Origin of the sequence: Exiguobacterium sp. s64, assembly GCF_018618035.1 — a bacterium.
Lineage (GTDB): Bacteria > Bacillota > Bacilli > Exiguobacteriales > Exiguobacteriaceae > Exiguobacterium > Exiguobacterium mexicanum_A.
Genome location: NZ_JACSLH010000001.1, coordinates 410,331 through 430,523 on the forward strand (window position 1 = coordinate 410,331; position 20,193 = coordinate 430,523).

Below are 20,193 nucleotides of genomic sequence, written 5' to 3' on the forward strand. Positions count from 1 at the left end.
ACAATAGACGTGCCGATATTAAAGGGGACTAAGGGGGAAACGAAATGAATATCCATGAGTATCAGGCGAAAGAATTGCTTCGTGCGTTCGGAGTGGCCGTACCTACGGGCTATCCGGCGTTTAGTGTTGAAGAAGCAGTTACAGCCGCTGCCAAGCTAGACGGTGAACTAAAAGTTGTCAAAGCCCAGATCCACGCAGGGGGCCGCGGGAAAGCCGGCGGTGTCAAACTTGCGAAGACGGATGAGGAAGTCAAACAGTATGCGTCAGAGATTCTCGGCAAGACGCTCGTCACGCACCAGACTGGACCTGAAGGAAAAGTCGTGCAACGCCTTTACATCGAAGAAGGATCTGCGATTGATCAAGAATTCTACTTAGGACTTGTGCTTGACCGTTCGATCGGCCGAATTGTCATCATGGGTTCATCAGAAGGCGGTATGGACATCGAAGAAGTCGCTGAACATACGCCAGAAAAAATTCATAAAGAAGTCGTCGACCCGGTCGTCGGACTCCGTCCGTTCCAAGCGCGCCGTCTCGCCTTCAAGATGGAAGTGCCGACCAAGCTCGTCAACAAGTTCAGTGACATGGTCATGAAACTGTACAAAGTGTATGTCGAGACGGATTGCACGATCGCAGAGATCAACCCGCTCGTCACGACGAAAGACGGAAACGTCATCGCCCTCGATGCGAAGCTCAACTTCGACAGCAACGCGCTCTATCGTCATACAGACATCGTCGATCTTCGTGACACGACGGAAGAAGACCCGCGTGAAGTCGAGGCGTCGAAACACGACCTCAGCTATATCGCGCTCGATGGAAATATCGGTTGCCTCGTCAACGGAGCCGGTCTCGCTATGGCGACGATGGATATCATCAAGCACTACGGCGCCGAACCCGCTAACTTCCTCGATGTAGGTGGCGGTGCGACGAAAGAAAAAGTAACGGAAGCGTTCAAATTGATTTTGTCAGACGACCAAGTCAAAGGCATTTTCGTCAACATCTTCGGTGGCATCATGAAATGTGACATCATCGCTGAAGGTATCGTCGCGGCGACGAAAGAAATCGGTCTCGATTTACCACTCGTCGTCCGTTTAGAAGGCACGAACGTGGATGCGGGACGACGCATTCTCGATGAATCTGGACTTGCGATCACTTCGGCGAGCTCGATGGCTGACGGTGCAGAAAAAATCGCGGCACTCGTTCGATAAGGGGGAAACGACATGAGTATTTGGGCGAATCAAGATACAAAAGTGATCATTCAAGGGATCACGGGGAAACAAGGTCTGTTCCACGGCGAACAGATGCTGGCTTATAACACAAAATTGGTCGGAGGCGTGACACCTGGAAAAGGTGGCACGACCGTACTTGACGGCGTACCAGTCTTCAACACGGTGTCAGAGGCCGTCGAAGCAACGGGCGCGAACGCATCGATCATCTACGTACCACCGGCCTTCGCAGCCGATTCAATCATGGAAGCGGCCGATAGCGGGATTGAACTGATCATCTGTATCACAGAAGGCATCCCGGTCATCGACATGATTCAAGTGAAACGTTACCTCGAGGACAAACCGGCCCGTCTCATCGGACCGAACTGCCCGGGAATCATCACGCCAGGAGAAGCAAAACTTGGCATCATGCCAGGCTATATCCATACGAAAGGCCACGTCGGGATCGTCTCGCGTTCAGGGACGCTCACGTACGAGGCGGTCCATCAGTTGACGACGGCCGGGATTGGACAATCGACAGCGGTCGGAATCGGTGGAGACCCGGTCAACGGGACGAACTTCATCGATACGCTCCAAGCGTTCAACGAAGATGAGGACACGAAAGCGGTCATCATGATCGGTGAAATCGGTGGAACGGCCGAAGAAGAAGCCGCCGAATGGGTGAAGGCGAACATGACGAAGCCAGTCATCGGCTTCATCGGCGGTCAAACCGCTCCTGAAGGGAAACGGATGGGCCATGCGGGCGCCATCATCTCAGGCGGAAAAGGAACGGCCGCCGAGAAAATCAAGACGTTGAATGCCAACGGAATCGAAGTCGCCGAGACGCCTGCCGTCATCGGAGAGACGCTCATCCGGGTGTTGAAGCAAGAAGGATTGTATGAAGCTTGCGTGACGGGTCAACCGACCACGTAAACCATTCGGAAATGAGGGATGCGCGCCATCCCTCATTTTTTTAGAGGTGATTGTGATGAATCAAACAATCGCTCGATTCGCGGCTGAACGGCTGCCTGTCGAGTTCGTCCATCATTACTTATCGCATCCGGGTTCGAGCACTCGTCCCTTCCATCCGAACGTCTGGAACAAAGCAAAACGGGCGCTTCGTTCAACGGTCACGTACGACCGTTTTTTGACGTGGGAAGACGACGCGTTCCCGCGCGCGTTGCTCGACATTCCGAACCCTCCGTATTGTTTGTTTTACCGAGGCGATTTAGAGGTACTACAACAACAAACGACTGCTTTGGTCGGAAGCCGTGAATTGAATCGCATCAGCCATCGTCTCGTCGAGCATTTCTACCCTTTAATAGAAGAAACTGTCTCGGTATCGGGCGGTGCGCTCGGCATCGATGGTCTCGTCCATGAGTTGGCACTCCAGCATAACCGTCCGACGATCGCTGTCCTCGGAGCGGGCTTTTCACACATGTATCCTCAAGCGCATGCGCCGCTGTTCGAACGAATTTCGAGACACGGGTTACTCCTCACCGAATATCCACCGGAAACACCTGTCAAAAAATTTCAATTTTTAGAACGTAATCGTCTCGTCAGCGGACTCGGCGATCAGCTCGTCGTCATTCAGGCCCGTCAGAAGAGCGGGACGATGAATACGGTCGGACATGCGCTCGAGCAAGGAAAGACGGTGTTTGCGGTACCTGGAAGCCCGCTTGATCCGCTCGCGGCAGGTCCGAATCGATTGATTGAGGACGGGGCGATTCCATTGACGACTTCCGACCAAATTCTAATGCGTTCAAGGATTGGACGTTGACAAACGAGCGACAACATGAATATTATGGTAGGGATTTAAAACGACCTCTAAAAGGGGAGCAGATGTATGGCAAAATATTTGGTGATCGTCGAATCACCGGCAAAAGCAAAGACAATTAAACGTTATTTAGGATCGAATTACACGGTCAAAGCGTCAATGGGTCACGTCATCGATTTACCGAAAAGTCAACTCGGTGTCGACGTGGAACATGACTTTGAACCGAAGTACATTACGATTCGTGGAAAAGGCCCAGTTTTGAAAGAATTGAAGACGGCAGCCAAAAAAGCGACGAAAATCTTTCTCGCGGCTGACCCGGATCGCGAAGGGGAAGCGATCGCCTGGCATCTAGCGCGTGCCCTTGGTGTCGACGAAACGACAGAATGTCGGGTCGTCTTTAACGAGATCACGAAAGATGCGATCAAGGAGTCATTCAAGCACCCACGTAAAATCAATCACGATCTCGTCGACGCCCAACAAGCGCGGCGAATTTTGGATCGTCTCGTCGGATACGGGATGAGCCCATTATTATGGAAGAAAGTCAAAAAAGGCTTATCGGCCGGACGTGTCCAATCAGTGGCCGTCAAAATGATCATCGACCGGGAGCGGGAGATCAACGCCTTCGACCCAGAAGAGTATTGGACGATCAAACTCATGCTCAACCATGAAGGCGAATTGTTCGAGACATCGTTTTATGGGAAAGACGGGAAGAAACTGGAGCTCAAGAGCGAGGCAGACGCCGACGCGGTGCTCAACGCGATCGACGACTCGTTCAAAGTCATCGATGTCACGAAGAAAGAGCGGAAGCGGAACGCCTCGCTCCCGTTTACGACAAGTTCGCTCCAACAGGATGCGGCCCGTAAGCTCAACTTCCGTGCCAAGAAAACGATGATGCTCGCGCAACAGCTTTACGAAGGGATCGACCTCGGTAAGAAAGAAGGTACCGTCGGTTTGATCACGTATATGCGTACCGATTCGACACGGATCTCAGATTTGGCGAAAGAAGAAGCGAAATCGTATATCGAGTCCACGTTCGGTGAAGAGTATGTCGCATTGCAGAAACAAAAAGAGAAGAAGGCGGCAAACGCCCAGGATGCCCACGAAGCGATTCGTCCGACGTCGGCGTTACGTGACCCGGCCTCGGTCAAAGCATACCTGTCACGCGATCAGCTCCGACTGTACAAGTTGATTTGGGAACGTCTCGTGGCGAGCCAAATGGCGCCGGCTATCCTCGACACGGTAAAAATCGACGTCGAATCGAACGGCATGATTTTCCGTGCCAACGGGTCGACCGTCAAATTCCCAGGTTTCATGAAAGTGTATATCGAATCGAAAGATGATGATATCGAAGATACGAATCCAGAAAAAGAAGGGTTGCTCCCACCGCTCGAAGTCGACGACCTCGTCAAGTTCGACACGATCGAGCCGAAACAGCACTTCACCCAACCGCCGCCGCGCTATAGTGAGGCACGGCTCGTCCGGGCGATGGAAGAGCTCGGGATTGGTCGTCCGTCGACATATGCACCGACGCTCGACACGATTCAAAAACGTGGTTACGTCGTCCTCGAAGAGAAGAAGTTCGTCCCGACGGAGCTCGGTGAACTTGTCATCGAGATGATTGACGAGTATTTCAACGATTTCATCACCGTACAGTTCACGGCCGACATGGAGACGCTCCTCGACTCGATCGAGAACGAGGAAGTCCAATGGACCGACGTCGTTGCCCCAATCTATCGCAGTTTCGAGAAACGCTTGAAACGGGCCGAGGCCGAGATCGAGAAGATCGAAGTGAAAGATGAACCGGCTGGCATCGACTGTGAAGTATGCGGTGCGCCGATGGTCATCAAAATGGGCCGCTACGGTAAATTTATGGCGTGCTCGAACTTCCCGAACTGTACGAACACGAAACCGGTACAAGTCGAGATCGGCGTCCCATGTCCGAGCTGCAAAGACGGACAAGTCGTCGAACGACGCAGTAAAAAAGGTCGTCTGTTCTACGGCTGCTCGAACTATCCAGACTGTGAGTTCGTCTCATGGGACAAACCGGTCGCGAAACCGTGTCCGGAATGTGGTAAGATGATGGTCGAGAAAAAAATCAAAGACGGCGTGAAATATCAATGTACGAACTGTACCCATGCCGAGGTACATCAGTTAGAGGAGGATTAACTTTGCAGCAACGTGTAACTGTGATCGGAGCGGGCCTCGCCGGCTCCGAGGCGGCTTGGCAACTCGCGAAGCGCGGGATTAAAGTCGATTTGTATGAAATGAGACCGGTGCGAAAGACGCCGGCACACCATACGGACCAATTCGCGGAATTGGTCTGCTCGAACTCGCTCCGGGCGAACGGGCTCCAAAATGCGGTCGGTGTCTTGAAGGAAGAGATGCGTACGCTCGACTCGCTCATCTTGAAAGCGGCGGATACGGCGAGCGTACCGGCCGGCGGCGCTCTCGCCGTCGACCGTCACGACTTCGCAGGATTCGTGACCGACACGTTGAAAAACCATCCGAACGTGACCGTGCACAACGAAGAGATCACGGCGATTCCGGACGGGATCGTCATCATGGCGACCGGGCCGCTCACATCGCCTGATCTTTCGGCTTCGCTCAAAGCGTTCACTGGTGAAGACTATTTGTACTTCTACGACGCAGCCGCTCCAATCCTGGACGGCGAGACGATCGACCGGGACAAGGTTTACTTGAAGTCACGTTACGATAAGGGCGAAGCGGCCTACCTCAACTGTCCGATGACGGAAGAGGAGTTCGACTTGTTCTATGACGAACTCGTCAAAGCCGAAGTCGTCCCGCTCAAAGAGTTCGAGAAAGAGATTTACTTCGAAGGCTGCATGCCGTTTGAAGTACTCGCCCAACGCGGCAAGAAGACGCTCTTGTTCGGACCGATGAAGCCGGTCGGCCTCGAAGATCCGAAGACGGGCAAACGTCCGCATGCGGTCGTGCAATTGCGGCAAGATAACTCGGCCGGGACGCTCTTCAACTTGGTCGGTTTCCAGACGCACCTGAAGTGGGGCGAACAGAAACGAATCATTCAATTGATTCCAGGTCTTGAGAACGCCGAGATCGTGCGTTACGGTGTCATGCACCGGAACACGTTCATCAACTCACCGAGCCTCTTGAAACCGACGTATCAGGCCCGCACACGCGACACGTTGTTCTTTGCCGGCCAGATGACCGGTGTCGAAGGGTATGTCGAGTCGGCGGCCTCCGGTCTCCTCGCCGGGATCAACGCGGCGAAGCTGATCGCTGGGGAAGAGCTCGTCGTCCTCCCACGTGAGACGATGCTCGGTTCGATGGCGCACTACATCACGACAACGGACGGGAAACACTTCCAACCGATGAACGCGAACTTCGGTCTCGTGCCGTCGCTTGAAGATGCTCCGAAGAAGATGAAGAAACAAGAACGTTATGAGCGTTATGCGAACCGTGCCCTCGAAACGATTCAACAGTATAAAGAGATTTAAGGGAAAGGAGCCATTTTGGCTCCTTTTTGATGAATCTAAATTTCAATTGTGTAATTTGTACAACACTTTGAAAATTTTCAGATTATTGAAGAGGTATCTATTGTCACCTCTGACTGTGTATGCTATGCTAATTTCGATTTGATGGGAACATGCGTTTTTAAGCTGAAAACGAGGAGGCGAGAGGATGAGATTCGTTGACGATCAACAATCGTTTTTGCGCTATTGCCAAGTCGAACGCCGACTGTCTCCTCATACAAAACGCTCTTACGAGCAGACGCTCGACCAGTACGCCGTTTATTGCCAATCGACACATCAAGATCCTTATGATGTGCAGTCGGCGCGGCGTTATTTATATGCTCTTTATGAGGCAGACACCGCCACGACGACGGTCGCCCAAAAAGTATCGTGTCTCAAACAATTCGGGAAATTTGTGGCACGTGAAACGGGCGGTGAACCGTTGTTTCATGGTTTGACGTCACCGAAACGGCGAAAGACGCTACCGACGTTCGCCGTGCCGAGCGAGGTCGAACAGCTTTTGAAGGCAGCCGAAGGGCAAGACGACCCATTCCTACGGGCACGTGATGTCGCGATCGTCGAGATGTTGTACGGGACAGGCATGCGTGTCGCCGAGTTGTGCGGCATGGACGTGTCGTCTTACGATGCGGGCCTCGCGTTTGTCCATGTCGTTGGGAAAGGGAAGAAAGAACGTTACATCCCAATCGGACAGTTCGCCATCACGGCGCTCGACCGTTACTTAGACATGCGGCAAACGTGCGCGACGACTCAGGAAACGGCATTATTTCTCAGTCAAAAAGGGAATCGGGTGACAACGGACCAAATTCGCTACGTTATGAAGCGACTCCGGAAGCTGGGAGGCCTTCACAAGCCGTTGACGCCACACTCACTCCGTCACAGTTTTGCGACGGACCTGCTCGAGCGCGGGGCGGACCTTCGCGCCGTCCAGGAACTGCTCGGACACGAGTCGCTCTCCACGACCGGACGTTATACTCACGTCTCGACCGAGCGTCTGCGAGCGGTCTATCAAGCTACACATCCGAGAAAGTAGGAGGTCATCAGATGTTTCATGCAACCACGATTTTCGCGGTCCACCATAACGGACACGGCGCGATGAGCGGAGACGGACAAGTCACGTTCGGGAACGCCGTCATCATGAAAAACAAGGCCAAAAAAGTACGACGTCTTTATGGCGGCAAAGTCGTCGCCGGATTCGCCGGCAGCGTCGCCGACGCGTTCACCCTTTTCGAAAAGTTTGAATCGAAACTTGAGATGTATAACGGAAACTTGCCGCGTGCGGCCGTCGAGCTGGCCAAGGAGTGGCGTGGAGATAAGATGCTCCGCCAACTTGAGGCGTTGTTGATCGTCATGGACAGCGATCACTTATTGCTCGTGTCTGGGAACGGGGAAGTGATTGAACCGGACGACGGCATCTTGGCCATCGGTTCGGGCGGAAACTACGCCCTCGCCGCCGGACGTGCCCTCGTGCGGCATTCGCCGGAGAAAACTGCAGAAGACATAGCCCGTGCCGCTCTCGAGATTGCTGGGGAGCTGTGCGTCTACACGAACGACCAAGTCATCGTAGAAACGATCGGAGGCGATTCTGAATGAAACGTGAACTGACACCCCGCCAAATCGTAGCGGAGTTAGACCGCTTCGTCATCGGACAGAAAGATGCGAAGCGCGCGGTCGCGATCGCGCTCCGCAATCGCTATCGGCGTCAAAAACTGAGCGCCGACTTGCGCGATGAAGTGACACCGAAGAATATCTTGATGATCGGACCGACCGGTGTCGGGAAAACGGAGATTGCGCGACGGTTGGCCAAACTCGTCGGGGCACCGTTCGTCAAAGTCGAAGCGACGAAGTTCACGGAAGTCGGTTATGTCGGCCGTGACGTCGAGTCGATGGTTCGCGACCTCGTCGAAGATTCGGTCCGTCTCGTGAAGGAAGAGAAGAAAGAGGGCGTGAAAGAACAAGCCGAGGTCGCAGCGACCGAACGCATCCTCGACGCCCTGCAAGGGAAAGCCAAGGTCGAGCCGACCGCATCCAATCCGTTTGAGGCGCTGTTCGGGGGTCAAGGTCAAAAGACCGAGGAACCGACGAGCACACAGTCGTCCGATCGCGCGCAACTGCGCCGCTTGCTTGAACTCGGTGAGCTCGAAGAACGGTTGATTGAGGTCAACCTCGAAGAAAAACAGACCGTCGACTTGTTCCAAGGACAAGGCATGGAAGGGTTATCGAATCTCCAAGACATGCTCGGTCAAATCGTGCCGAAAAAACGGAAAAAGCGCAAACTGCCAGTCCGTGAAGCACGACCGCTCATCATCGCTGAAGAAGCGGAGAACTTGCTCGACATGAACGAGGTTCATGACGAGGCCGTCCGCCGCAGTGAACAGATGGGGATCATCTTCGTCGATGAGATCGACAAGATTGCGACGAAGTCGCAAGATCACGCCGGTGTCTCGCGGGAAGGGGTCCAACGTGACATTCTCCCAATCGTCGAAGGGTCGACCGTCGTGACGAAGTATGGCCCGGTCAAGACGGACCACGTGCTGTTTATCGCCGCCGGCGCATTCCATATGGCCAAACCGTCCGATTTGATTCCTGAACTTCAAGGTCGGTTCCCGATTCGCGTCGAATTGGGCAGCTTGACCGAAGAAGACTTCGTCAAGATCTTGACCGAGCCGTCCCAGGCACTCATTAAGCAGTACACCGCTCTTCTCGAGTCTGAGGAGATCAGTGTCGAGTTCACGCATTCGGCCATCGAAGAGATTGCTCGTATCGCCACGCACGTCAACCGAGAGACGGACGACATCGGTGCCCGCCGCTTGTACACGATCATGGAGCGCGTGCTTGAGGACTTGTCGTTCGAGGCGGCCGATATGCCACAGACACACGTTCAAATCACACCGGCTTATGTGAAAGAAAAAGTCGGATCGATCGCGGAAGATCGAGACTTGAGCCAATTTATACTATAAGATTCTGTATGCACATACAGGGAGGAAAATAAGAATTATGAACTTACTAGACAAAACACGCCAATTGAACACGATGCTTCAACAAGAGGCAAGCGCGCACGTTGATTTTAAAGAAATGGCGGACAAAATGCGCGAAGTACTCGAAGCGAATACGTTCATCGTGAGCCGTCGCGGCCGCTTGCTCGGTTTCGCGATCAAACAACAGATCGAGAACGAACGGATGAAGGCGTTTTTAGTCGACCGCCAATTCCCGGAGCCTTATGCCTCGAACTTGTTCAACGTGAAGGAGACGACAGAAAACATCGGCATTGACAGTGAATATACAGCCTTCCCGGTCGAGAACCGTGAACTGTTCCTCGACTCGATGACGACGATCGTCCCAATCATCGGAGGCGGCGAACGTCTCGGGACACTCGTACTCGGTCGTCTCAACAATGAGTTCACGGAAGACGACCTCGTCTTGGCAGAATATAGCGCGACGGTCGTCGGAATGGAGATTCTGCGTGAGAAAGCGGCTGAAGCCGAGGCGTCGGCCCGTAAGAAGGCGGTCGTTCAAATGGCGATCAACTCGCTCTCTTATTCAGAGCTCGAAGCGATCGAACATATCTTCGAGGAGCTTGGTGGAAACGAAGGGCTGTTAGTTGCTTCCAAAATTGCCGATAGAGTGGGAATCACACGTTCGGTCATCGTCAATGCGCTCCGCAAATTGGAAAGCGCAGGCGTCATCGAATCACGTTCGCTTGGTATGAAAGGAACGTATATTAAGATACTAAATGACAACTTCTTGTTCGAATTGCAAAAGTTGAAATCGAATTGAAATAAAGACAATTCAGTATATGAATTATAGGAAAGTCTATTGAACCAGGACTTTCGGCTTATAAAGTCGCTTCCGATACGTCGGGGGCGACTTTTTTTAGTGCAAAAGTAATTATTTTCAGAATTCGTCGTAAATTCGACAAAAACAGAAGATAGCATTTACCTGTTTTGAAAAAAATATCTTTCAACACTGTTACAGATTTGTTTCAATGTAATAGTAGATTTTCCAAATAAGGTATATACATGCATTCTTTTGGTGAAAGTGAGTGAAACGCATGAATTGGATTGGCACCGACTATCAATTAATGAAGCAAGCAATCAATCATTCGGTCGTAAATCAGAAGGTCATCAGCCATAACCTGTCAAATATCGATACCCCGAACTTCCGGGCGAAACAAGCCGTGTTCGAACAGACGTTGAACAACGAGATGCGTCTCAAATTGGCGGGTGGACGTCCGAGCGAGCGAGCGGCAACGACAATCACGGACCGGGCCGGAGGAGCGATGCGAAGTGACGGGAACAACGTCGACCTCGACTATGAAATGAGCGAGTTGGCCCGGAACCAACTTCAATACGAAGCGATGATGGAACAATTGAACCGCCGGCTCGGCGGACTCAAGACCGTCATTAGAGGAGGACGTTAACGATGGGGATGTTTGATAGTTTTCATATCTCGGCGACGGCATTGACGTCACAGCGGCTTCGGATGGACACGGTATCCGCAAACATCGCGAACGCCCAGACGACAAGAGGCAAACTCGTCGACGGAGAGTGGCAACCGTACACGCGGAAAATGACCGTCTTGCAGGAAGCACCGTTTCGACAACAGTTGTCCGCCGTCAGCGGCGGCGTCGAAGTATCACAAATCGTGGAAGATGAAAGCCCGTACAAGCTCGTCTATGACCCGAGCCATCCAGATTCGGATGACCGCGGCTACGTTCAAATGCCGAACGTCGACCTGTTGAAAGAAATGGTCGATTTGATGGGGGCGACCCGGTCATACGAGGCAAACATCGCTGCAATGAACGCCACGAAAGCGATGCTCGTCAAAGCGATGGAAATCGGTAAAGGATAAGGAGTGACAAACGATGCAAATTAACCCGATACAGTTGATCGGTACACAACCGACCGTCACGCCGACGGTAAAAGAGACACCGTCTCAGTTCGGTACGTATTTGAACGAGGCGATGCGCTCGTTGAACGATGTCCAACAAGCGACGAGTTCAGCCCGGGCCGACCTTGCTGTCGGCAAAGCAGATTTACATCAAGTCATGATTCAAAGTGAAGAGTCGTCGATTGCGATGCAACTCGCCATTGAGGTGCGAAACAAAGCGGTCGAGGCCTATCAAGAAATGATGCGAATGCAAGTTTAATGTAGAGGATGACGAGTTGCGATGAATGAAAAGTTAAAAGAACGATTCGGTTCACTGACCGGTTCCCTTCAAATGATGAAGACGAACCGTAAAATCTTTTGGGGCCTCGTCATCGCCGGCGTACTTCTCGTCGCGGTGGTCTTGACCGTCTGGCTGTCGCGCCCGAACATGGCTCCGCTTTATACGAACCTGTCCGCCCAAGAAGCGGGCGAGGTGACGGAGAAGCTGACGGCTGACGGTGTGAAAGCCGAAATTAAAGCGACATCGAACGGCGTGAGTGTATACGTACCGAGCGAACAGGTCGATCAATTGAAAGTCAGCCTCGCGGCAGCGGGCATCCCGAAGTCAGGCGCAATCGACTACAGTTTCTTCAGTGAAAATGCCGGTTTCGGAACGACCGACCGCGAGATGGCCGTCATCGAACGGAGTGCGATGCAGACCGAGCTCGAGCGGTTGATCACACAGATCGAAGGGATCAACCAAGCGAAAGTCATCATCTCGATTCCTGAGAAATCGGTCTTCTTGGCGGAAGACCAGGGCGAGCCGACGGCGTCGATTGTCTTAAATTTAGGAGCAGGTACGAATCTTGAACCGGCGACGGTCAAAGGGCTCTACCATTTGATTAGTAAGAGCGTACCGAACTTGAAACCAGAAAACATCTCGGTCATGGACCAATATTTTACGTATTACGATTTGGACCAAACGACGACGGCAGGAGGATCATCCACCGATCCGCTCGTCTTGAAGCGTCAAGTTGAGAAAGATGTCCGTCAACAGATTCAACAGATGCTTTCCGTCCTCTTAGGAGAGCGGAGCGTCCTCGTCTCGGTTACGGCCGATATCGACACAACGCAAGCGGCAGAAGAGCAGAACCTCGTGACACCTGTCAACGAGGACAGCATGGAAGGGATCGTCACATCGGCCGAACGAATCGCCGAAGCGTACACCGGCGGTACCGGCGCGGCGACCGCGGCGGGCACGGCCGAGAATGACACGGTCAATTTCCCGGCCGCCACCGGCACCGGGGAAGAAGAGAGCGAAAAGAATCATGAAATCATCAATTATGAAGTCAACCGCATCACGAAACAAATTCAAAACGCACCGTACTCGATCCGTGATCTCGGTGTTCAATTGATCGTCGAACCGCCGAACGGGGCGACGACGATTGATCCACAACTCGAAGGTGACCTCGAGACGATGATGTACTCGATTATCCGGACGTCACTCGCCAAGACCGGCGAGGCGCTCACAGAGGCGGAACTTGAACAGAAAGTCGTCGTCGTATCGCGTCCGTTCGCTGAGACGGAAGAAGCGGCTGCGGTCGAACAACCTACCCAGTGGTGGATGTATGCGGCAGCAGCAGGGGGCGTCGTATTGCTCGCGCTCTTGTTCTTCGCGATGCGTAAACGCAAACGTGAACCGATTGCCGAGTCGAACGAATGGGAAGTCCCATATGAAGACGAAGTACCGGACCTTGACCTTGAAGAACGAGGCGAAGGGGCCGTCAAGAAGAAACAGTTGGAGAAATTGGCAGAGAGCAATCCTGAAGAGTTCGCCAAACTTCTCCGTACTTGGATGTCTGAGGAGTGAGTACTGTGAATTACGCAAAACAAGCGAACCGGGAAAAAGCGGCCATGCTCATGATCTCGCTTGGACCTGAGGTGGCTGCGAACGTCTACAAACATCTGTCGGAAGAAGAGATGGAGCAGTTGACGTTACAAATCTCGGCCTTGAAGAAAGTATCGTCCGAACAAAAAGAAGCGATCATGGGCGAGTTCCACGAGCTCGCCATGGCACAAAGTTATATCACGCAAGGCGGGATCGGGTTTGCGAAAACGGTGCTCGAGAAAGCGGTCGGAGAAGAGAAAGCGATGGCCCTCATCCATAGGCTCACATCGACGCTCCAAGTTCGACCGTTCGAGTTTGCCCGTAAGGCCGACCCGAAGCAGTTGCTCAACTTTATCCAGAACGAGCATCCGCAGACGATCGCCTTGATCTTGGCGCATCTCGAACCGGTCAAGTCGGGACAAATCCTATCGGAACTCCCGCCTGAAATTCAATCGGAAGTCGCCAAGCGGATCGCGACGATGGATCGACTCAATCCGGACGTCATTCACGAGATTGAACAGATTCTCGAGAAAAACTTGTCCCAGACCGATATGCAAGACTACGCCCAATCTGGTGGCATCGAAGCGGTCGTCGAAGTGCTCAACGGGGTCGATCGTACGACCGAGCGCACCATCCTCGATGCGCTTGAAATTGAAGACCCGGAACTGGCCGAGGAAATCAAAAAACGGATGTTCGTCTTCGAAGATATCGTCACCCTCGATTCACGTGCGATTCAACGAATCATCCGCGAAGTGGCAAACGACGACCTATTGCTTGCCCTCAAAGTGTCGTCCGAAGAAGTCAAACAGATCATCTTCAAAAACATGTCACAGCGAATGGTCGAAACGTTCAAAGAAGACATGGAATTCATGGGGCCTGTCCGGTTGCGTGACGTCGAAGAAGCGCAAAGCCGTATCGTCGGCATCATCCGTCGCTTAGAAGACGTCGGAGAGATCGTGATCAGCCGCGGCGGAGGAGATGACATCGTTGTCTAACGTGATTAAACGCTATTATGCGACACCGCTCGAACCACAACGGATCGACTCGAAACCTTTTCTTGAGCCGGTATCGGTGGAGCATGACGACCAAGAGAATGAGCAGTTGGAACAAAAGCGTGAACAACTCCGTTTAGACGAAGAAGCGCTTCAGAGTCGCCGTGCCTCGATGGAACAGGAACTCGCGGTGCTGAGAGAGGAAGTGTTGACGTCAGCCCGACAAGAAGGGTTTGACGCAGGATTTGACCACGGTAGACGGGAAGGCAAGGCGGAGTACGACGAGTTGATGACGCGGCTGAATACCGTCGCCGTCGAACTTGAACAACTGTTCGATACGAAGTGGCGGGACGCGGAGCGACAACTCGTCGCCCTCGCCCTCGAGGTCAGCGCCCGCGTCACAACAGAGCTTGTCCGGAAAGATGAGGCGCTGTTCGCCGACCGGATTCGAGAACAGTTGCTCCGTCAGCTCGACGCCGAGTCGTTGACGGTGTACGTCCATCCGACCCGTCTCGCTTCGATTCAACGTTTCGATTCGGAGTGGGCGACACCAGACGGTCCGCCTTTGAAATATCGGGCGGATGCCGGTTTAAGCGAGACGAGCGTCCGGATCGAGACACCTCACCACGGTGACGAACTCGATTTGACTTACAGCTTTGAACGCATCCAATCCAAAATCGAGGAGGTTTTGGCCGATGGCGCTTATTGACCACGTCCTTCAGTCAATCACGGCATCCGCCGAGGACGAATACGTCCGGAAAGTCGGCCGGGTCTGTCGAGTCGTTGGACTGATGATTGAATCGACGGGGCCGAGCGCTTTTATCGGAGAGCGCTGTCTGATCGAACTCCCGTCCGGCCAACATGTCGAGGCGGAAGTCGTGGGATTCAATGAGGCCCGCGTGCTCCTCATGCCTTACGGGGAGACGACCCAGATCGCTCCGGGCTGTATGGTCAAAGGGACGGGTCGGATGCTCCAAGTCCCGGTCGGTGACGAACTGATCGGACAAGTGCTCGATGGTCTCGGCCGTCCCTTGTCCGGTGAAGCAGTCACTCCGGGAAAACGCTACGATGTCCTTCGGAAGCCACCGAACCCGCTCGAGCGACCGCGGATTTTAGATGTCTTGTCGACCGGCGTCCGCGTCATCGACGGTCTGTTAACAGTCGGTAAAGGGCAACGGGTCGGGTTGTTCGCGGGTTCAGGAGTCGGGAAGTCGACTCTGCTCGGGATGATCGCCAAACGCTCATCGGCCGACATAAACGTCATCGCTTTAATCGGTGAACGTGGCCGTGAAGTGAAAGAGTTCATCGAGAAAGAGCTCGGACCAGAAGGGATGGCCCGCTCGGTCGTCATCGTGGCGACGAGCGACCAACCGCCTCTCGTCCGATTGAAAGGGGCTTATACGGCGACAGCCATCGCTGAATACTTCCGGGACCAAGGCAAGGAAGTCGTCCTCATGATGGACTCGGTGACCCGCTTTGCCATGGCGCAACGGGAAATCGGTCTTGCGACCGGTGAACCTCCGACGTCAAAAGGGTATACCCCATCCGTGTTCGCGATGTTGCCGCAACTGTTGGAACGAAGCGGTACCGCTGTGACGGGCTCGATCACCGCTTTTTACACCGTCCTTGTCGACGGGGATGATATGAATGAACCAATCGCAGACGCGGTGCGAGGCATACTGGACGGCCACTTCGTCATGGACCGTTCGCTCGCGAACCGTGGCCAGTTCCCGGCAATCCACGTCTTAAAGTCGATTAGCCGTGTCATGAACCAAATTGCGGGGCCGATGCACCGTGAGGCCGCCCAAACGTTCCGCGGCTGGTTGGCGACGTACTTGGACGCCGAGGACTTGATCAATATCGGGGCCTATAAAAAAGGGACGAACCCGGCAATCGATACGGCGATTGAGCAATACCCAGAGTTATTGACTTTTTTAAAGCAATCCATCGAAGAAGAGGCCCCGCTCGAGCAATCGCTCGAACGTTTGGCCAAGATCGTGCGAGGTGAACCATGAACAGACTATTGTTAGAACGCATCATGCCGATCGCGGAACATGAGAAAGAAGAGTCCGCGACGGAGATGAGACAACAGAAAGCACGGTTCGAGACGGGGATGGAGGCGCTCTATCGGCTCGTGTTGACGTACGAGTCGCTTATGAAGAGTCAAGATGAACAGGATGGCGTCATCGACCTGCTCATGTCGCAATATCGTGAGCAGACACGCGAACGGCTGAAACGTCAAATCGAGACGCAACAGCTCGTCGTCCAGCAGGCGCGCAATCGGTACCATCTGTCACAAGAGCGCTTGCTCGGAAAAGTCGTTGAGGAAAAGAAATATGTAACGCTGCATGAAAAAGTCAGTCAACATGAAGTGGCTGCGACGAAGCTCATCGAGCAACATTTCATCGATGAGCTGGCAGTGATTCATCACGGGAAAGGGAAGTAAACCGATGGAAAAAGACAACTCGAAGCGGGGAAGACAGCTACTGGTCGCGCTCGTTCTCGTCCCGGCCATCTTTCTACTCGTTGGAGGGATCGTCGTCATGAACTATGCGATGGACCGTCCGTTGTTATCGGTCCCGTTTCTAGAGATTGGTGCGAAACAAGAGCCGGAAGAAAAAGTGAAGACGGACGTGAACGTGACCGGAATCGACGCGGATACCGCGAATCGTTTGAAAGTGGCGAACGCCGAGATTGAGAAGCTTCGAGCGGACAATGTCGAGTTGACGAACGAAGTGAAGGCGCGCCAAGAGGAAGTATCGAAGTTGATCAAAGAGCGTGACCGGCTCGTCGCGGAATTGGCGACGGCAAGTGCGGCGGAAGAAGAAACCTCGGACGTCTCTCGCGTCTATGAAGAGATGTCCGCGAAACAAGCTGCTGCCATCATGAATGAACTCGAGAGCCCGCAAGTGGCCAACTTATTGAAAGAATTGTCACCGAAGCAACAAGCCGACATTTTAGGACGGATGGATGCCCAACAGGCCGCCGTCGTGACCCAGTTGCTCCAATGACAGGAAAGGAGGACGTGATGATGAATATCGCCTTACTCGCCCAATCGCTACAAGGGACGACCCAAAAAGGCGGGGAAGCGGCTGCGACCCCGACCGGACAGTTTTTGGAATTACTCTCGGCGATGCTCGGGACCTCGACGCCATCTACAGAGGTGGCGGTCGCCACGGAAGACGAGGAATCGCTTCCGCTCGAGAATGTATCGAACCGATTGGAGCAATGGCTCCAACAGCCCGACAGCCTGCAATGGTTGAAATCACTGCCGGCAGATGCTTACCGAAAGTTTATGGATGCTTATATTGGGATTTTAAATCAAGTCGCCCCGGATCAGTCAGCGACAACTCTTGAGACGACATCGGCCGTGACGCCCGCACTCCTCGCTGGACAAATGGCGGCGCCGACAATCTCGTTCACGCTGACGAAAAAGGAAACGGAAGCACTCGTTACACCCGTGCCGACCGACCAAGTGGAGGAGAACGTGCGCATCATCCAACAAGTCGTTGCGCAGTTTAAAGGGACGCTCGGACAGACCCCTAAGTCTATACCCGAACTTACTCAAACCGAAACACAAGTTGCGCAATTGCAACCCTCGGTAAAAGAGACCGAATGGATGCCCAAAGGGATGACCTGGTCGAAACCGCAAATTGATTCGGAAATGGTGATGTATGCCTCGAAAGGTTCACTGCCGGAGAATTTGCAGGCCCGAATCGAAGCCGCTTTGCAACGTGCACCGTTCAAGAGCGGAGCCGACGGATCCAAAGTGTTCACGGTCCGCCTCTATCCTGAACAGTTAGGCGAGCTCGTCGTCAAACTCGAACGTCAAAATGGGGAACTCGTCGTCAAACTGTTTGCGAGCAACCAAGAAGCGAAGCAGTTGCTTCAGTCACAGGTCCAACAGTTGCAACAGACGCTTCAACCGCTGACACAAAACGTCCGTGTCGAGATCAACTTGACCCAACAGGCGCTCGAGACGAAAGAGTCCGGATTCAACGAGTTCGACCAACCGGAACCGGAACAGCAGGAACAACCGAAAGGAGAACCAGAAGATGACGACCATCCAGCCGAAGACGAGTGACTATACGTTACCGGATCAATCGATGCCGAAAGCAACGAACCAATATGATCAAAGCATGTTTTTGAAGCTGTTGCTCGCGCAACTCGCCAACCAAGACCCGATGTCACCGATGGAAGACCGTGAGTTCATCTCCCAGATGGCCCAGTTCTCTTCTCTCGAACAGATGCAGACGATTTCGAAACAACTCGATTCGGCCCTTGTCGATCGGCAAATGGCTTCGATTTCGGAGTTCAGCAATATGATCGGGCAAACGGTCGCTTATACAAACGAAACGGAAACCGAGACGATTAAAGGCTCGGGACGTGTTCTCTCGATTTCGAAGACCGAAGCCGGCTATGTGGCCGACCTTGAAGACGGAACGTCCGTCAACGTGTACAACATCACTTCCATCAAACAAGCATAGGAGGATTCATCATGTTAAGAGCAATGTACTCAGGAATCAGTGGTTTAAAGAACTTCCAATCCAAGCTTGACGTCGTCGGGAACAACATCGCCAACGTCAACACGTTCGGCTATAAAAAAGGTCGGGTCACGTTCAAGGACCTCGTCAGTCAGCAAGTTGGTAGTGCGACCGCGGCGAACGGAGTCAGCGGCGGGGTCAACCCGAAAGAAGTCGGTCTCGGGGGCACGATGGCGACCGTCGACAACGTCTATAACCAAGGAGCCATGCAAAACTCAGGGCGAGCACTTGACGTCGGGATCTCAGGAGAAGGATTCTTCGCCTTGGATGTGAACGGTCAAACGCAATACACACGGGCCGGTAACTTCTATACAGATAACACGGGCGACCTCGTCAATGGAGATGGAGCCTACGTCCTCAGTACGACGGGTGACCGCCTCAACATCCCAGCCGGTGCGAAGTCACTCTCGATTGGTAAAGACGGACAAGTCAGCTACGTGAACAATGCCGGGGAATCGACGGTCGTCGGTCAAATCCAAGTTGTCACGTTCGCCAACAATGCCGGACTCTCGAAAGTCGGAGCAAACAACTTCATTCAATCGCAAAACTCAGGTGAACCGAACATCGGCATCCCTGGACAAGATGGACGTGGAGAACTCGTCTCGGGCGCGCTCGAGATGTCGAACGTCGACTTGTCGGAAGAGTTCACAGAAATGATTGTCGCTCAACGTGGTTTCCAAGCGAACACTCGTATCATCACAACATCGGACGAGATCCTCCAAGAACTCGTCAACTTGAAACGCTGATGATTCGCGTCACGACACTCCGGGGTGAAGAACTCGTATTGAACGCCTTGTTCATCGAGACGGTCAAGGCCGAACCGGATACGATCATTCACTTGTATAACGGAAAAACGTATATCGTCAGCGAGACGAAACAACAAATCATCGACCGGACGACGGCATTTTATGCCTCGATCGGTCTGATTGGAACGACAGGCATACGAGGTGAAGAAGATGAGTGAAGAAAAACAAAAAGGTGGCGCCATGAAGATGGTGCTCATCTTGCTAGTCGTCCTGCTCGTCATGGGCGGGGCCGGATTCATGACTTATAAATATTTGTTCGGAGACAACGTGACGGCGAAAACGAAACCGGTCACCGCCGAAGAGTTGGCCGAACGTAGCTTCACGACAGACGACATGACAACGAACATTCAAGATGAGCGTTTCATCAACGTCCAGTTCACAATCGTGACCGATGCCGCTGAAACGAAAGAAAATCTCGAACTTCGCAAGTTTCAAGTGCATAACGTCATCCTTGGTGATTTGGCCGGCATGACGAAAGCCCAGTTGACGACGAAGGAAGACATGCAGAAATTTGAGCAGTCGCTCCGTAAACAATTAAACGGACTGTTGGAGTCAGGTGAGGTCCAACGAGTCTATATGACGAAGAAAATCATACAGTGAGGTGGC

Annotated in this window: 23 protein-coding genes; all 23 read left to right on the top strand. The window is 53.2% G+C overall.

Annotated features, from left to right (window positions below; all coding sequences use genetic code 11):
* The first annotated feature begins 44 nt into the window (after positions 1–44).
* The 23 genes from sucC to KNP64_RS02220 all read left to right on the top strand — a co-directional run bounded on the left by sucC (position 45) and on the right by KNP64_RS02220 (position 20,187).
* Positions 45–1,205: an ADP-forming succinate--CoA ligase subunit beta gene (gene sucC, locus KNP64_RS02110; protein WP_034777171.1), complete on the top strand. Its 1,161-nt coding sequence runs from the start codon at positions 45–47 to the stop codon at positions 1,203–1,205.
* Between the two features lie 12 nt (positions 1,206–1,217).
* On the top strand, positions 1,218–2,135 hold the full coding sequence (sucD, locus tag KNP64_RS02115) for a succinate--CoA ligase subunit alpha (protein ID WP_034777173.1): 918 nt from the start codon (positions 1,218–1,220) through the stop codon (positions 2,133–2,135).
* A 55-nt stretch (positions 2,136–2,190) separates the two neighbouring features.
* Positions 2,191–2,982 (top strand): DNA-processing protein DprA, encoded by a 792-nt coding sequence (gene dprA, locus KNP64_RS02120; RefSeq protein WP_214707451.1) that lies wholly within the window; start codon positions 2,191–2,193, stop codon positions 2,980–2,982.
* A 66-nt stretch (positions 2,983–3,048) separates the two neighbouring features.
* Positions 3,049–5,145, top strand: coding sequence for a type I DNA topoisomerase (topA, locus tag KNP64_RS02125; protein ID WP_034777177.1), 2,097 nt, complete (start codon positions 3,049–3,051; stop codon positions 5,143–5,145).
* Positions 5,097–6,455, top strand: coding sequence for an FADH(2)-oxidizing methylenetetrahydrofolate--tRNA-(uracil(54)-C(5))-methyltransferase TrmFO (gene trmFO, locus KNP64_RS02130; protein ID WP_214763881.1), 1,359 nt, complete (start codon positions 5,097–5,099; stop codon positions 6,453–6,455). The genes topA and trmFO overlap by 49 nt, the downstream gene beginning before the upstream one ends.
* A gap of 184 nt (positions 6,456–6,639) precedes the next feature.
* Positions 6,640–7,521, top strand: coding sequence for a tyrosine-type recombinase/integrase (locus KNP64_RS02135; RefSeq protein WP_214763882.1), 882 nt, complete (start codon positions 6,640–6,642; stop codon positions 7,519–7,521).
* 11 nt (positions 7,522–7,532) lie between these two features.
* On the top strand, positions 7,533–8,081 hold the full coding sequence (gene hslV, locus KNP64_RS02140; RefSeq protein WP_034777181.1) for an ATP-dependent protease subunit HslV: 549 nt from the start codon (positions 7,533–7,535) through the stop codon (positions 8,079–8,081).
* The gene (gene hslU, locus KNP64_RS02145; RefSeq protein WP_138859608.1) at positions 8,078–9,448 is read left to right on the top strand and encodes an ATP-dependent protease ATPase subunit HslU; all 1,371 of its coding nucleotides are present in this window, start codon (positions 8,078–8,080) and stop codon (positions 9,446–9,448) included. The genes hslV and hslU overlap by 4 nt, the downstream gene beginning before the upstream one ends.
* A gap of 37 nt (positions 9,449–9,485) precedes the next feature.
* A complete protein-coding gene (codY, locus tag KNP64_RS02150; protein WP_016508279.1) occupies positions 9,486–10,265 on the top strand; it encodes a GTP-sensing pleiotropic transcriptional regulator CodY in 780 nt (259 codons plus the stop codon).
* A 274-nt stretch (positions 10,266–10,539) separates the two neighbouring features.
* On the top strand, positions 10,540–10,908 hold the full coding sequence (gene flgB / locus KNP64_RS02155; protein WP_034777185.1) for a flagellar basal body rod protein FlgB: 369 nt from the start codon (positions 10,540–10,542) through the stop codon (positions 10,906–10,908).
* Between the two features lie 2 nt (positions 10,909–10,910).
* Positions 10,911–11,339 (top strand): flagellar basal body rod protein FlgC, encoded by a 429-nt coding sequence (flgC, locus tag KNP64_RS02160; RefSeq protein WP_034777187.1) that lies wholly within the window; start codon positions 10,911–10,913, stop codon positions 11,337–11,339.
* Between the two features lie 13 nt (positions 11,340–11,352).
* Positions 11,353–11,637, top strand: a complete 285-nt coding sequence (gene fliE, locus KNP64_RS02165; protein ID WP_034777189.1) for a flagellar hook-basal body complex protein FliE — start codon at positions 11,353–11,355, stop codon at positions 11,635–11,637.
* Between the two features lie 21 nt (positions 11,638–11,658).
* Positions 11,659–13,227 (top strand): flagellar basal-body MS-ring/collar protein FliF, encoded by a 1,569-nt coding sequence (fliF, locus tag KNP64_RS02170; protein ID WP_214763883.1) that lies wholly within the window; start codon positions 11,659–11,661, stop codon positions 13,225–13,227.
* A 5-nt stretch (positions 13,228–13,232) separates the two neighbouring features.
* Entirely contained in the window at positions 13,233–14,240 is a 1,008-nt protein-coding gene (fliG, locus tag KNP64_RS02175) for a flagellar motor switch protein FliG (protein WP_034777193.1), read from the top strand.
* Positions 14,224–14,946, top strand: a complete 723-nt coding sequence (locus tag KNP64_RS02180) for a FliH/SctL family protein (protein WP_214710602.1) — start codon at positions 14,224–14,226, stop codon at positions 14,944–14,946. The genes fliG and KNP64_RS02180 overlap by 17 nt, the downstream gene beginning before the upstream one ends.
* The gene (fliI, locus tag KNP64_RS02185) at positions 14,933–16,252 is read left to right on the top strand and encodes a flagellar protein export ATPase FliI (protein ID WP_214763884.1); all 1,320 of its coding nucleotides are present in this window, start codon (positions 14,933–14,935) and stop codon (positions 16,250–16,252) included. The genes KNP64_RS02180 and fliI overlap by 14 nt, the downstream gene beginning before the upstream one ends.
* Entirely contained in the window at positions 16,249–16,683 is a 435-nt protein-coding gene (locus tag KNP64_RS02190; RefSeq protein WP_214791513.1) for a flagellar FliJ family protein, read from the top strand. The genes fliI and KNP64_RS02190 overlap by 4 nt, the downstream gene beginning before the upstream one ends.
* Before the next feature lie 4 nt (positions 16,684–16,687).
* Positions 16,688–17,248, top strand: a complete 561-nt coding sequence (locus KNP64_RS02195) for a MotE family protein (RefSeq protein WP_138859603.1) — start codon at positions 16,688–16,690, stop codon at positions 17,246–17,248.
* 20 nt (positions 17,249–17,268) lie between these two features.
* The gene (locus tag KNP64_RS02200) at positions 17,269–18,321 is read left to right on the top strand and encodes a flagellar hook-length control protein FliK (RefSeq protein ID WP_251126249.1); all 1,053 of its coding nucleotides are present in this window, start codon (positions 17,269–17,271) and stop codon (positions 18,319–18,321) included.
* Positions 18,293–18,724: a flagellar hook capping FlgD N-terminal domain-containing protein gene (locus KNP64_RS02205; protein WP_138859601.1), complete on the top strand. Its 432-nt coding sequence runs from the start codon at positions 18,293–18,295 to the stop codon at positions 18,722–18,724. The genes KNP64_RS02200 and KNP64_RS02205 overlap by 29 nt, the downstream gene beginning before the upstream one ends.
* A gap of 11 nt (positions 18,725–18,735) precedes the next feature.
* Positions 18,736–19,527, top strand: coding sequence for a flagellar basal body rod protein FlgG (gene flgG, locus KNP64_RS02210; protein ID WP_138859600.1), 792 nt, complete (start codon positions 18,736–18,738; stop codon positions 19,525–19,527).
* Positions 19,527–19,745 carry a flagellar FlbD family protein gene (locus KNP64_RS02215; protein ID WP_034777209.1) on the top strand — a complete coding sequence of 73 codons (219 nt, stop codon included), beginning with the start codon at positions 19,527–19,529 and terminating at the stop codon, positions 19,743–19,745. Before flgG ends, KNP64_RS02215 begins: the two co-directional genes overlap by 1 nt.
* Positions 19,738–20,187, top strand: a complete 450-nt coding sequence (locus KNP64_RS02220) for a flagellar basal body-associated FliL family protein (RefSeq protein ID WP_214763885.1) — start codon at positions 19,738–19,740, stop codon at positions 20,185–20,187. The genes KNP64_RS02215 and KNP64_RS02220 overlap by 8 nt, the downstream gene beginning before the upstream one ends.
* Positions 20,188–20,193: the final 6 nt, after the last annotated feature.